This window comes from Streptomyces sp. NPDC055955, from assembly GCF_042270245.1.
In the GTDB taxonomy this organism is placed as follows: Bacteria; Actinomycetota; Actinomycetes; order Streptomycetales; family Streptomycetaceae; genus Streptomyces.
Genome location: NZ_JBHJYS010000016.1, coordinates 39067 through 51987, shown reverse-complemented (window position 1 = coordinate 51987; position 12921 = coordinate 39067). Strand labels below are relative to the sequence as shown.

The 12921-nt window shown below is 72.7% G+C and carries 14 protein-coding genes; 6 read left to right on the top strand and 8 right to left on the bottom strand.

Going from position 1 to position 12921, the window contains the following annotated elements:
- Positions 1-104: 104 nt before the first annotated feature.
- From ACFC96_RS28840 to ACFC96_RS28830, 3 genes are all read right to left on the bottom strand, one after another.
- Positions 105-944 (bottom strand): patatin-like phospholipase family protein, encoded by an 840-nt coding sequence (locus ACFC96_RS28840; protein ID WP_376614865.1) that lies wholly within the window; start codon positions 942-944, stop codon positions 105-107.
- An 88-nt stretch (positions 945-1032) separates the two neighbouring features.
- Positions 1033-2211, bottom strand: coding sequence for an elongation factor Tu (gene tuf / locus ACFC96_RS28835; RefSeq protein WP_376263497.1), 1179 nt, complete (start codon positions 2209-2211; stop codon positions 1033-1035).
- 327 nt (positions 2212-2538) lie between these two features.
- The gene (locus tag ACFC96_RS28830; protein ID WP_376614863.1) at positions 2539-3243 is read right to left on the bottom strand and encodes a DNA alkylation repair protein; all 705 of its coding nucleotides are present in this window, start codon (positions 3241-3243) and stop codon (positions 2539-2541) included.
- A 50-nt stretch (positions 3244-3293) separates the two neighbouring features.
- Here ACFC96_RS28830 and ACFC96_RS28825 point away from each other — a divergent pair, with 50 nt between their 5' ends.
- A complete protein-coding gene (locus tag ACFC96_RS28825; RefSeq protein ID WP_376614861.1) occupies positions 3294-4019 on the top strand; it encodes a TVP38/TMEM64 family protein in 726 nt (241 codons plus the stop codon).
- A gap of 33 nt (positions 4020-4052) precedes the next feature.
- On the opposite strand, the gene ACFC96_RS28820 is transcribed toward ACFC96_RS28825, so the two are convergent.
- Entirely contained in the window at positions 4053-5222 is a 1170-nt protein-coding gene (locus ACFC96_RS28820; RefSeq protein ID WP_376614860.1) for a thiolase family protein, read from the bottom strand.
- Positions 5223-5342: 120 nt separating this feature from the next.
- Between ACFC96_RS28820 and ACFC96_RS28815 the strand changes: the two genes are divergently transcribed.
- Together ACFC96_RS28815 and ACFC96_RS28810 are read left to right on the top strand one after the other, a co-directional pair.
- Positions 5343-5813 carry a winged helix-turn-helix transcriptional regulator gene (locus ACFC96_RS28815; RefSeq protein WP_376263508.1) on the top strand — a complete coding sequence of 157 codons (471 nt, stop codon included), beginning with the start codon at positions 5343-5345 and terminating at the stop codon, positions 5811-5813.
- A 194-nt stretch (positions 5814-6007) separates the two neighbouring features.
- On the top strand, positions 6008-6883 hold the full coding sequence (locus ACFC96_RS28810) for an undecaprenyl-diphosphate phosphatase (RefSeq protein WP_376263510.1): 876 nt from the start codon (positions 6008-6010) through the stop codon (positions 6881-6883).
- Positions 6884-6925: 42 nt separating this feature from the next.
- Here the strand turns inward: ACFC96_RS28810 and ACFC96_RS28805 are convergent, their stop codons facing one another.
- Positions 6926-7279, bottom strand: coding sequence for a hypothetical protein (locus ACFC96_RS28805; protein WP_376263513.1), 354 nt, complete (start codon positions 7277-7279; stop codon positions 6926-6928).
- Between the two features lie 127 nt (positions 7280-7406).
- On the opposite strand from ACFC96_RS28805, the gene ACFC96_RS28800 reads away from it, so the two are divergent.
- Positions 7407-7583 (top strand): hypothetical protein, encoded by a 177-nt coding sequence (locus tag ACFC96_RS28800; RefSeq protein ID WP_227293511.1) that lies wholly within the window; start codon positions 7407-7409, stop codon positions 7581-7583.
- A gap of 45 nt (positions 7584-7628) precedes the next feature.
- Here the strand turns inward: ACFC96_RS28800 and ACFC96_RS28795 are convergent, their stop codons facing one another.
- Positions 7629-8267: a maleylpyruvate isomerase N-terminal domain-containing protein gene (locus tag ACFC96_RS28795; RefSeq protein WP_376614858.1), complete on the bottom strand. Its 639-nt coding sequence runs from the start codon at positions 8265-8267 to the stop codon at positions 7629-7631.
- A gap of 86 nt (positions 8268-8353) precedes the next feature.
- Here ACFC96_RS28795 and ACFC96_RS28790 point away from each other — a divergent pair, with 86 nt between their 5' ends.
- Both ACFC96_RS28790 and lnt read left to right on the top strand, forming a co-directional pair.
- Positions 8354-8866 carry a nuclear transport factor 2 family protein gene (locus ACFC96_RS28790; RefSeq protein WP_376263519.1) on the top strand — a complete coding sequence of 171 codons (513 nt, stop codon included), beginning with the start codon at positions 8354-8356 and terminating at the stop codon, positions 8864-8866.
- A 92-nt stretch (positions 8867-8958) separates the two neighbouring features.
- Entirely contained in the window at positions 8959-10653 is a 1695-nt protein-coding gene (gene lnt / locus ACFC96_RS28785; protein WP_376614856.1) for an apolipoprotein N-acyltransferase, read from the top strand.
- On the opposite strand, the gene ACFC96_RS28780 is transcribed toward lnt, so the two are convergent.
- Positions 10577-11482, bottom strand: coding sequence for a Gfo/Idh/MocA family protein (locus ACFC96_RS28780; RefSeq protein WP_376614854.1), 906 nt, complete (start codon positions 11480-11482; stop codon positions 10577-10579). The two genes, lnt and ACFC96_RS28780, sit on opposite strands and share 77 nt — an antisense overlap.
- Entirely contained in the window at positions 11479-12819 is a 1341-nt protein-coding gene (locus ACFC96_RS28775; protein ID WP_376614852.1) for an FAD-dependent monooxygenase, read from the bottom strand. Before ACFC96_RS28775 ends, ACFC96_RS28780 begins: the two co-directional genes overlap by 4 nt.
- Positions 12820-12921: the final 102 nt, after the last annotated feature.

Below are 12921 nucleotides of genomic sequence, written 5' to 3'. Positions count from 1 at the left end.
GGCTCACCGGAGGGCGTCTGTCGTGCGACGGGCGTGCCGGGTGGCATGCGCCGGGCGTACGGGCAGCAGGGGGCAAGCCGCACGGCGCTCGCCCAGGGCCTTGCTCAGCCCCACACCTCGGCCACGGCCGCCGCGTGCGCCGGCGCCTGATCCCGGCCCGCGCGGGCCGAGGGGGCGCGGTGTGCCGGGTCGAGGCTGTTGTGGCCCATCGCCTTTCTGGTGGTGCGGTCCGGGGTGACGAGGGTGACCCGCGCCCCGCCCGCGGTAAGGCGTTCCGCCTGAGCGCGGGCCGATGCGAGGGTGCCGCCGCCCGAGGCGACCGGGGCGATGATCACGATGCGGTCGTGGCCTTCGGCGAGGTGCGCGTTGGACGGGGAGCGAACGCCGCCGTCGATCCAGCGGCCGTCCCCGAACGTGACCGGCGGCCAGACGCCCGGCACGGCGCAGCTGGCCGCGACGGCGTCGACCAGGCCGACGCCACTGCCCCGGTCGAGGACACGGAACTCGCCGGTCGTCGCCCTCACCGCCGTCACCAGGAACGGCCGTTCGGGCCAGCTGTGGGAGACGAGCCGCCCCGCGATGACCGCGCGGCGCGTCGCTTCGTCCGGGGTGTCGGCGGCCAGCGCGATGTGGCCCACCTTGCGGCCGAAGTCCTCCGGCGTGTGGGAGGAGAGCGCAGCGCGGGCGTGGCGGAGGGTGGCGGCGGCGCCCAGGCGCCCGGCGATCTCCCCTACGGGCTCGGCGAGTTGGCGCTCGTACAGCTCGGCGTGAGTCAGTCTGCCGGAGGTGAGCTGGGCTCCGACGACGGAGCCCGCGGAGGTGCCGATCACGGTGTCGGCGTCCCACAGGTCGGCGCCGGCCTCGGCGAGGCCGTGGAGGATTCCGGAGATCCAGCCGATGCCGGAGAGGCCACCGCCCCCGAGTACGAGTGCCCTGCCTGCCACGTGAGACCTCCCTGCCGGCTCCGGAATCCAGTGTGGCCGACGTGCGGCCGCCCGCCTCCCGCGGGGTGCGGGAGACGGGCGGTGCGGTTCAGCCGACGGAGCTGACGGTGCCCGCGCCGACGGTGCGCCCGCCCTCGCGGATCGCGAAGCCGAGGCCCGCCTCCAGGGGCATGTCGCGGCCGAGCTCGACCGTCATCGTGACGGTGTCCCCGGGCCGGGCGACGGCGCTCTCGCCGAGGTCGACGTCGCCGACGACGTCCGCCGTGCGCAGATAGAACTGCGGGCGGTAGCCGGTGGAGACCGGTGTCGTCCGGCCGCCCTCGGCCGCCGAGAGGACGTACACCCGGGCCGTGAAGCGGCGGCTCGGGCTGACGCTGGCCGGGGCCGCGACGACGTCGCCGCGGCGGACCGCGTCGCGGGGCACTCCGCGCAGCAGCAGCGCCACGTTGTCCCCCGCCTGCGCCTCCTCCATGGGCTTGCCGAAGGTCTCCAGGCCGGTGACCACGGTCGCCGCCGCGTCGGTGTCCGCGCCGAAGATCTCGACGCGGTCGCCGACGCGCACCCTGCCGCGCTCGACGGCGCCGGTGACGACCGTGCCCCGTCCGGTGATGGTGAGCACGTTCTCCACCGGCAACAGGAACGGCGCGTCCACGTACCGCTCCGGCATGGGCACATACGTGTCCACGGCGTCGAGCAGCGCGTCGATCGCCCCGGTCCAACGGGGGTCGCCCTCAAGAGCCTTGAGCCCGGAGACCCTCACCACGGGGACGGAGTCGCCGCCGTACCCGTGCGCGGAGAGCAGTTCGCGGACCTCGAGCTCGACGAGGTCGGTGAGCTCCTCGTCCCCCGCGTCCGCCTTGTTGAGGGCGACGACGATGTGGTCGACGCCGACCTGGCGGGCGAGCAGGACGTGCTCGGCGGTCTGCGGCATGATCCCGTCCAGCGCGGAGACCACGAGGATCGCCCCGTCGAGCTGCGCGGCTCCGGTGACCATGTTCTTGACGTAGTCGGCGTGGCCGGGCATGTCGACGTGCGCGTAGTGGCGGGTGTCGGTCTCGTACTCGACGTGCGCGATGTTGATGGTGATGCCGCGGGCGGCCTCCTCCGGGGCGCGGTCGATGCGGTCGAACGGCACGAACGTGCCGGCGCCGCGCTCGGCGAGGACCTTGGTGATGGCGGCGGTGAGGGTCGTCTTGCCGTGGTCGACGTGGCCCATGGTGCCGATGTTGAGGTGCGGCTTGGTGCGCACGTATGCCGTCTTGGGCATGACTGGGTGGTTCCTCCCGGAACGTGTTCCTCAGCGGAACAGGGTGTGTTGGCCTCCTCGATGAGGCGGGGACCCCGGATTCCCACCGACCCTCCCCCTGCGGGGTCCGCCGGAATGTCCGGAGAGGGTCAGCTTCGGGCGCCGTCTGCTGCGGCGGCCAGGAAGACGGCAGCCTTCGCAGCGTCCGCGACTGCGGACGTGGCTGCGGGGAAGGCGTACCGGAACATGACGCCGATCATCGCCGAAGAAGCGGCGCGGGTCGAACGGTTTTCCGGCGGCCCGGGCGCTTCCACGGGTGGCCCGGTCTCCCTTGGGGTGTAAGGGAGTTCAGGGCCCGATGTTCTTCAGTGCCTCACGCACCGACAGGGGCGCGAGCCGGTCCCGGTGGGCGGCGACGAAGGAACGTACGGCGTCCGGGTCGGTCTTCGCGTACTCACGCAGGCACCAGCCGATGGCCTTGCGGATGAAGAAGTCGGGGTGCGGCGCCTGGCGCAGGCAGTAGCCGAAGAGGCGCTCCGTGTCGGTCGTCCCCTTGCGGCGGAGCTGGTGCAGGAGCGCGGTGCGGGCGATCCACAGGTCGTCGTCCTCGATCCACGCGTCCATGTCCTTCGCCAGGCGCGGGTCGGCCGCGACGAGCGCGCCGACGACGTGCGCGGCGAGCAGGTCGACGGTGTCCCACCACGGGACCGTCGACACGAGATGCCGGGCGACGGGCAGGAAGTCGGACGAGCAGCGGCCCGCGTGCCGGCGCAGGTAGTCGACCGCGAAGTACGCGTACTCGCGCTCGGGCAGCTCCCAGCAGCGCAGCGCGAGCGCGGTGCAGTCGCTCTCGTCGGGGCGCGGGACGCCGGCCAGCACCGTGCGCGAGAGCGCGCGGCGTACGGGGGTGGTGAGACCGAGGAAGGGAGCCACGTCCTTCATGTACGCGCGCATCTGCCCGGCCCTTTCGGGGTCCGCCGCCGTGGGGTACACGGCGGTGAGACGCTCCAGCAGGGTGTCGGCCGGCGCACTGCGCGGGACTGTGACGGTCATGCGACGCAACCCTACGGCGAACTTACATCCGGGTCGGTTAGTCTCCCCGGATGCCCGACACCGTCGCGACCCGTCCCGAGGGACTCGCCGCCGCCCGGCCGGCGGGCCCTGCCCTGCGTTGCACGAGAGTTCTGCTGTCCCCGTGGTCACGGCTGTCGCTCCTGGTGGCGCTGCTCGCCGCGGGCGGGGCCACGGTGTTGCTCCTCCAACCGCAGCGGCTGCTCGCCGACGGCTGGCCACCCCAGTTGAGCGGCGCCGGCGCGGTCGTCCTGTTCGGCGTCGCGTACGGTCTGTGCACGGTGGCCTTCGTCCCGCGGCCGCTCCTGAACCTCGCGGCGGGCGCGCTCTTCGGTTCCCAGCTCGGCACCCTCGCGTCGCTCGGTGGCACGGTGCTCGGCGCCGGGGTGGCGTTCGGGCTCGGCCGGGTGCTCGGCCAGGAGGCCCTGCGGCCCCTCGTACGCGGCCGCTGGCTGAAGGCGGCCGACGGACAGCTGAGCCGGCACGGCTTCCGTTCGATGCTGGCGGCTCGGCTGTTTCCTGGTGTGCCGTTCTGGGCGGCCAACTACTGCGCCGCGGTCTCGCGCATGCGCTGGGCGCCGTTCCTGCTGGCCACGGCGATCGGTTCGGTCCCCAATACGGCGGCGTACGTCGTCGCCGGGGCCAGGGCCTCGACGCCGACGTCGCCCGCGTTCCTGATCGCCATGGGGTTCATCGCGCTGACCGGGCTGGCGGCGGCGGTGGTCGCGTGGTGCAAGCGGCACCGCCTCCGCGGCTGACGCGCTCCGGGGGCTCGGAGCGCTGCTGACGGCTCAGAGCGCTTCGAGGACGGTCGCGTTGGCGAGCCCGCCGGCCTCGCACATCGTCTGGAGTGCGTAGCGTGCGCCGCGGGCGCGCATCGCGTGGACCAGGGTGGTCATCAGGCGGGTGCCGCTCGCGCCGAGCGGGTGGCCGAGTGCGATGGCCCCACCGTGCACGTTCAGCTTCGCCGGATCGGCGCCGGTCTCCTGGAGCCAGGCGAGGACGACGGCCGCGAACGCCTCGTTGACCTCGAACAGGTCGATGTCTCCCAGCTCGAGACCCGCCCTGCGCAGCACCTTCTCGGTGGCGGGGATGACGCCCGTGAGCATCAGGAGCGGGTCCGAACCGGTGACGGCGAAGCTGTGGAGGCGGGCGAGAGGGCGCAGGCCGAGCCGGGCCGCGTTCTCGCTGGTGGTGATGAGCACGGCGGAGGCGCCGTCGTTGACGGGGCTCGCGTTGCCCGCGGTCACCGACCAGTCGATCTGCGGGAAGCGCTCGGCGAAGTGCGGATCGTAGTAGGCGGGCTTGAGCCCGGCGAGGATCTCGGCGGTGGTGCCGGGGCGCACGGACTCGTCTCGGGTGACCCCTTCGAGGGGCGCGACCTCGGCGTCGAAGAGCCCGTCCGCCCAAGCCCGGGCGGCCTTGCGGTGCGACTCGACGGCGTAGGCGTCCATCAGGTCGCGGGACAGCGACCACTTGGCGGCGATCAGCTCGGCGCTGACGCCCTGCGGGACCAGCCCTTCCGGATAGCGCTCGGCGACACCGGGACCGAACGGGTCGGCGCCCTCGGGCACGTTCGACCACATCGGCACGCGGCTCATGGACTCCACGCCGCCGGCGATCACCATGTCGTAGGCGCCGGAGATCACGCCCTGCGCGGCGAAGTGCACGGCCTGCTGGGACGAGCCGCACTGCCGGTCGACGGTCGTGGCGGGCACGGACTCCGGGAAGCCCGCCGACAGGACGGCGTACCGGGTGGTGTTCATGGCCTGCTCGGCGACCTGGTCGACCGTGCCGCCGATGACGTCGTCGATGTGCGCGGGATCGATCCCGGCGCGCCGGACGAGGGTGCGCAGGGTGTGGGCGAGGAGTTCGACGGGGTGGACATGAGCGAGCGTCCCGTTCGGCTTTCCCTTGCCGACGGGGGTGCGTACGGCTTCGACGATGACTGCGTCACGCATGGTGCGGGCCTCCTTGGCCGACGGGGCTTTGCCCGGCGCCGAACTACCAGTGAGTAGGAAAACTGAACTCACCATAGCCTTGTTAGTTGGAAAAGCAAACCCTCCCTTACACTGATGCGCATGCCAGCCGCCAAGGACCCGCGCCCCTGCTCGATCGCCGACACGCTGGCCGTGGTCGGCGAGAAGTACTCGCTGCTGGTCCTGCGCGAGGTGTGCCTCGGCAACGGACGCTTCGACCGGCTGGTGCGCAACATCGGGGCGCCGCGCGACATCCTGGCGACGCGTCTGCGCCGCCTCGTCGACGCCGGCATCCTCAAGAAGGTCGCCTACCAGGAGCGCCCGCAGCGCTTCGAGTACCGGCCCACCGCGGCGGGGCTCGAACTGGAGCCGGTCCTCATGACCCTCATGGCGTGGGGCGACCGTCATCTGCGCGAGGACGACGACCGCCCGATGGTGATCGAGCACACCTGCGGCAACGAACTGGTCCCCGTCGTGACCTGCTCCGCGTGCGGCGACACCGTCCACCACGAGGACCTCAGCGCCCATCCGCAGGCCCCCGGCTGGACCACGGCGGGACCGGCCGTGGCGTAGCGGCCGTCCGGGTGAAGAGGGCCTGTCATCGTCTCTTCACACAAGGGCGCTACGCTGCCCCACGGCGGGCGCCCTTCCACTTCCGTACCCCTTGACCCGTACGGCCTCGCCCGCCCGTCCGTCCTTCCTCCGTGTCCGCCCCTGGCCTGCGCGTCTGCGGTCAGCTCACGTCAGCACTTGGATCGCGTAACTTCATGTCTTGGTTCGAATCATTCATCCTCGGGCTCGTCCAGGGGCTGACCGAGTTCCTGCCCATCTCGTCGAGCGCGCATCTGCGGCTGACCGCGGCCTTCGCGGGCTGGCACGACCCGGGGGCCGCGTTCACGGCGATCACCCAGCTCGGCACCGAGACGGCGGTGGTCATCTACTTCCGCAAGGACATCGCGCGGATCATCTCCGCATGGTTCCGCTCCCTCACGAACAAGGCGCTGCGCAGCGACCACGACGCGCAGATGGGCTGGCTCGTGATCGTGGGCTCGATTCCGATCGGCGTGCTCGGTGTCGCGTTCAAGGACCAGATCGAGGGCCCGTTCCGCGATCTGCGCCTGACCGCGACGACCCTCATCGTGATGGGCATCGTCCTCGGTGTCGCCGACCGTCTCGCGGCACGCGACGAGGTCGGCGGCAAGCACCGCGCGGTACGGGAGCGCAAGGGGCTCAAGGATCTCAGCGTCAAGGACGGGCTGATCTACGGCGTCTGCCAGGCCATGGCCCTGATCCCCGGAGTCTCGCGCTCCGGCGCGACCATCAGCGGCGGCCTCCTCATGGGGTACACCCGCGAGGCCGCGGCCCGTTACTCGTTCCTCCTCGCGATCCCCGCCGTCCTCGCCTCCGGAGTCTTCGAGCTGAAGGACGCGGGGCAGGACGGCTCCGTCTCCTGGGGCCCGACCGTCTTCGCGACGATCATCGCTTTCGGCGTCGGATACGCGGTGATCGCATGGTTCATGAAGTTCATCTCGACGAAGAGCTTCATGCCGTTCGTGTACTACCGGATCCTGCTCGGCATCGTGCTGATCGCGCTGGTGACGGCGGGCGTCCTGAGCCCGCACGCCGGGGAGTCCGCGGGCTGACCCCGTCCGGCCCGGGCCGGACGGGCCCCCTCGTCCCTCCCGTCACTTCTCCCACGGCCAGCGCGCGTCGCCGCCCCGCTCGATGAGCGGGATCAGGCGGAACGCCTGGCCGGTGAGGCCGCCGAAGGCGTGCCGGTTCGCGCCGCCCGAAGGGGCCGCGCCCACCTTGCATCCGGCCATGTTCCACATGTAGACGGGCACGTCCTTCGGCACGAGCGCGTCGATCTCGGTCTCGGCCATGCCGCCGTGGTCGCGGGCGTTCGACGGGAACCAGCCGGGCCGGGTCTGCTCGTCGGTGACGACGACCACACGGTCGTGCCCGGTGAAGTGCTTCTTCACCGCGGTCGGGCGGGACGCGACGCTGCCACCTGGTTTTTCACCGTCGGGTCCGAGCACGGTCCGCCCTTCGCCGGGGGCTGTCGCCAGGGACCGGCAGCCAACTGATCGGTTTTCAGGATCACTTGGCGAATATGTTCCGTCGCTCAGGGTTCCCAGCGGGCGACGGGCACCCTAGCCTTACGGCATGCCGCTTGAGTGTTCGGGTTCCGCGCGGTCTGCCGAGGAAGTCAACGAGCAGATCCGCGGGTTGTGGTTGCGCGCGGGTGGCCGGCTCTCCACCGAGCAGCGCGCACAGTACGCGCGCCTCGTCACCGAATGGGCTGTCGCGGTCCGTACGGAGGTCGTCCAGGCCGCGGCCTGACGCCCCGTCAAGTTTCTTTCCCGCCCGGCCGGCCTGGCGGCCCGTTCAGCGGACTTCGGCGTTCCAGCGCCAGGACGTGAGCCGCTCCCTGCCGGGCAGCTCGCCGCGTCCCGTCGCCCACAGCAACGTACGCCAGGGGTCGTCGCCCCGCGGCGCCTCGGGGAACAGCCGGGCGAGGGCCCGGGCGCAGAGACCGGTGGGCGGGGTCCATTCGAGGCCGAGGCCTTCGGCGATGTCCTGCGTGTGGACGAGGGTCTCCACGACACCCATCGCGCCGAAGCCCGCGGGGTCCGAGAGGCCGAACACATGGTGGGCGCGGGTCTCGGGCACGGCCGTCCGCACCATCGCGACCAACAGGGCGCCGCTCGCGTCGAGCACCTGGAGCAGACCCGCCGGGCCCGCGTCGCGGTTCGCGAAGATCACGTTCGCGGGGCCGTCCGGCCTGCGGCGCGTCCAGTCGAACGGCACTTCGGTGTCCGTCGGCGGCTTCGCCGGCCCGAGTTGGGCCGCGTACGCGAACAGGTCGTCGGCCAGATGCTCGGCGGTCTCCCAGCAGTCCCACTCCAGCGAACCGGCCCTGACGCCCCAGTCGGCACCCGGCGCCCCGCCGAAGGTCTCCACCGCGAGCCGCACGGAGTGCGCGAGGTCGTCGGCGGCGGTCTGTGCGGTGCTCTCTCGGGACATGCCGAGAAGGTACCAATGATCACTGCCGCGGTCCTCTCCCCGTCGCGCCCCTTGGATCCGCGGTTCCCGTGCCCAACACTGACCCAATGACACAGCGCGTAGAACTCGCCACCGTGATGGACCGACTCGCCATCGAGGAGCTGATCACCGACTACGCGGTGTCCGTGGACGACGGGGACTGGACGGCCTACCGCGGACTCTTCAGTCCGGACGGGCGCGCCGACTACCGGCGGGCCGGCGGCATCGAGGGCAGCGCGGCCGAGATCACCGAGTGGCTGACCCGGACGATGGAGCTGTTCCCGATGCGTCAGCACCTGATCGTGAACCGGCGGCTGCGCTTCGGCCGCCTCGACAACGACACCGGGGACACGGCCGAGGTGCAGGCCGACTACATCAACCCGATGCGGTTCGCCGGCGACGGCGCGGGCGGCGCCGGCGACGCGCCCTCCCATGAGCCCTCCGGCGCACCCGACTTCGTGTGCGGCGGCCGCTACGCCTTCACGCTGGTGCGGACACACTCCGGCTGGCGGCTGCGTGGAGTGACCGTGCACGAGAAATGGCGCCGCACCGACGCCGCCGCGGCGGCCACCGCGCCCTGACGCGAGCGCCCCGGATGCCCACTGTCAAAGATCGTCCCGGACGCGCACACTGAAAGCACGTACCGGGCGTCGGACGACGAGGGAGGCGGCGCATGGACGGGTCGGGCGAGAGCGGTCGGGCGCGCTCGTCGAGTACGACGCAGTCGAGGCCGGCGTCGACGCCACCGGCGGCGTGGGCGGCGCCCGCCGCGTCCTGGCAGGGCATCGCTCGCCGCCTCGCGCTGTCCCCCTGGTGGCGTGGCGTCGCCGCCGTGTGCGCGGGCGCGCTGCCCGCCCTCGCGTTCCCGGCGCCGTCGCTGTGGTGGCTGGCCTACGTCGCGCTGGTGCCCTGGATGCTCCTCGCCCGCTCCGCCCGCACACCGCGCCGCGCGACCCTCGACGGCTGGCTCGGCGGCCTCGGGTTCATGCTGGCGGTGCACCAATGGCTGCTGCCGAGTCTGCATGTGTTCACGGTGGTGATCGCGGCGCTGCTCGGCGCGCTGTGGGCGCCCTGGGGCCGGCTCGTGCGGCGGCTGCTCGGCGGCACGCCCACGCGCGGGCAGGCGGCCATCGCCCTGATCGCGGTGCCTTCGGCGTGGCTGATGGTCGAACTGGTGAGGTCCTGGCAGGGGCTGGGCGGCCCGTGGGGGCTCATCGGGTCGAGCCAGTGGCAGGTCCAGCCCGCCCTGCGCGTCGCGTCGGTGGGTGGGGTGTGGCTGGTCAGCCTGCTCGTCGTGGCGGTCAACACCGCCGTCACGATCCTCCTTGCGGCCCGCGGCGCCCGTACGCCCGCGGTGGCGGGGCTGTTGGTGACGGCCACAGTGACGACGGCCTCCTGGGCCTGGGCCCCGCGTCCCGAGCCGGACGGCCAGGTCAGGGTCGCCGTCGTCCAGCCGGGTCCGATAGGTGGCGCCGACAGCGGCGAGAAGCGCTTCGACCGGGAGGAGCAACTGACGCGCGGCCTGGCCGGGCAGGACGTCGACCTGGTGGTCTGGGGCGAGAGCAGCGTCGGCTTCGACCTCTCGCAGCGGCCGGACCTCACGCGCCGGATCGCGGCGCTCTCGCGCGAGGTGGGGGCGGACGTCCTGGTGAACGTGGACGCGCGGCGCGTCTCCCCGGCCGGCGCCCCCGGCATCTTCAAGAGCTCGGTCCTGGTGGGCCCGGACGGTCTCACGGGGCAGCGCTACGACAAGATGCGGCTCGTCCCCTTCGGCGAGTACATCCCGGCGCGCCCACTGCTCGGCTGGGCCACGTCGGTGGGCAAGGCGGCGGGCGAGGACCGGGTGCGCGGGACCCGGCAGGTCGTGATGGACGCGCGGTCCGCGCGGGACGGCCATCTGCGGGTCGGCCCGCTCGTGTGCTTCGAGTCGGCGTTCCCCGACATGACACGGCACCTCACGCGCGACGGTGCGCAGGTGCTGCTCGCGCAGTCCTCGACGTCCACGTTCCAGCACAGCTGGGCGCCCGAGCAGCACGCGTCCCTCGCGGCCCTGCGCGCCGCGGAGACCGGCCGCCCGATGGTGCACGCGACGCTGACCGGGGTGTCGGCCGTGTACGGCCCGGACGGCTCACGCGTCGGCTCCTGGCTCGGCACGTCGGCGAGCGCGGCCCGGGTCTACGAGGTGCCGAAGGCGCGCGGCACGACGCTGTACGTACGGTTCGGCGACTGGCCCGTGCACGCGGCCGTCGCCGTGCTCGCCCTGCTGGGCACGGCGGAGGCCGTCCGCCTGTTCAGACGGCGAACCGTTGCACCTCACGTACGACCTGCTCGCACAGCACATGCGTCTCCAGCGCGTCCTTGGCGCTGAGGACCGTGCCCGCGCGCACGCCGTCGAGGAAGCCGAGCACCACCTGCTCGATGCCGCGCTGGCGGGCCACCGGAACCCAGTCGCCGCGGCGGCGCACCGTCGGCTGGCCCTTGTGGTCGATGACTTCGGCGAGGTTGACGACCTGGCGCTTGGTGTCCTGCCCGGAGACCTCGAGAATCTCCTCGGTCGAGCCGCTGAGCCGGTTCATGACGCCGATCGCCGTGAACCCCTCCCCACCGAGCTGGAGCACCACGTGGTGCAGCAGGCCGTCCTCGACCCGGGCGCGCACCGACACGTCGTCGATCGGGCCGGGCACGAGGTAGCGCAGGGTGTCGACGACGTGGATGAAGTCGTCGAGGACGAGCGTGCGCGGGTCCTCGGGCAGCCCGATCCGGTTCTTCTGCATCAGGATCAGCTCGCGCGGGTGCTCGGCGCACTGCGTGTAGCCGGGTGCGTGACGGCGGTTGAAGCCCACCGTCAGGCTGACCCCGCGCTCCTCGGCGAGCCGCACGAGGCGCTGCGACTCGGCGAGTTCGTAGGCGAGCGGCTTGTCGACATAGGTGGCGACGCCCGCTTCGAGAAGCCGCGTCACGATCTCGGGGTGGACGGCGGTCGGCGCGTGCACGAAGGCCGCGTCGAGCCCCTGCGCGAGCAGCGCGTCCAGGTCCGTGTGCCGGTGTCCGGCGGGGATGTGGTGCGTGTCCCCGACCCGCCGGAGCGTCTCGGGTGTACGGGTCTGCAGATGCAGCTCTACCCCCGGCAAGGTGGTGAGCACGGGCAGATACGCCTTCTGCGCGATGTCTCCGAGACCGATGCAGCCGACCTTCACGTCCGTCTTCCCCTCGCCCCGGGCCGAGTGTCCGGCTCGGCCCTCTGTGTCCGGGCAGCATACGGCCGCTGCGGGGGCCGCCAGTCCGCGATCTCGTCGAATCCGCGCAGCATGACGGCGGGTCCGGTCTTGTCGAGAGCGGCGACGAGGGCGTTGCGCAACACCGTCGCGGGCCGGTTCCTGAGCATGTTCACCCTGGCGACGCCGACGGCCTTGCGGGCGATGGCGGTCGTACGCGGCCTGCGCGCGGCGGTGTACGCGGCGAGGTCCAGGGCGTCGGAGTGCTCGGGGTCGGCGTGGTGGGCGAGCACGACGGCGTCCTCGATGGCCTGGTTGCCGCCCTGGCCGAGGGTCGGGGGCATGGCGTGGGCCGCGTCACCGAGGAGCGCGACCCGGCCGCGGTGGAAGGCCGGCAGGGGCTCGGCGATGTGGTGGACGTCGTGGCGCAGGACCTCCTCGGGCGCGGCCGCGTCGATGATCGCCGGGATCGGGTCGTGCCAGTCGCCGAAGCGGCGCAGGAGCTCGGCCTTCTCGCCGTCGGGGGCGCGCCGGCCGGCGGGGGCGATGGCGGCGCCGTAGGCGTAGACCGTGCCGTCCGCGAAGGGGTGTGTGCCCCAGATGCGGCCGCGTCCCCAGGTCTCGTGCTGGGCGAAAGGGCTGCGCAGGGGCGGGACGAGGAGGCGCCAGGTGGTGAAGCCGGCATAGACCGCGCCCGGGTGGGCGGGGAAGAGCGCCGCGCGCACGGCGGACCTGATGCCGTCGGCGCCGACGACGAGTTCGGCTTCGAATGCGCGGTCCGGTGTGGTCACCCGGGCGGGGCGTGCCGGGTCGCCGACGACGCCGGGGTCGGCGAGGGCCGCCTCGGACGCGGTGTGGACGACACCGTCGGGGAGCCGGGACGCCAGCTTGTCGATCAGGGTCGCGCGGTGGAGGAGCACGAGGGAACCGCCGAAGCGCTCGGCGGCGGCCTTCGCGTCGGAGCGCGACAGCCAGCGGCCGCCGGGGGTGCGCAGGCCGCCCTCGCCGTCCCATGCGGCGAGGGACCGGATCTCCTCGCCCAGGCCGATGACGTCCAGGGCCCGCTGCGCGTTCGGGGCTAGGGAGATCCCGGAGCCGACGGGCTGCAGCTCGGCGGCCCGCTCGAGGACGGTGACGTGCCAGCCGCGCAGGTGGAGCGCCACTGCGGCGGTGAGGCCGCCGATGCCGCCGCCCACGACGACCGCGCGGGGACGCCGCCCGCGCCCGCCGGCGGTGCGTGCTTGCGGTCGCGCCGGGGTCCTCCCTGTCGAGTCGGTCCGTTCGGTGGGGAACGCTGATTCCTCCGGTTCGGCAGTCATGGCCTCGCGCTCCTCACGTCTCACCATGCCCGGCTCGACCCGCCCGGGCTCACTACATCTGTAGTGCGTCAGGATCCGAACGTACTACAGGTGTAGTTCCGG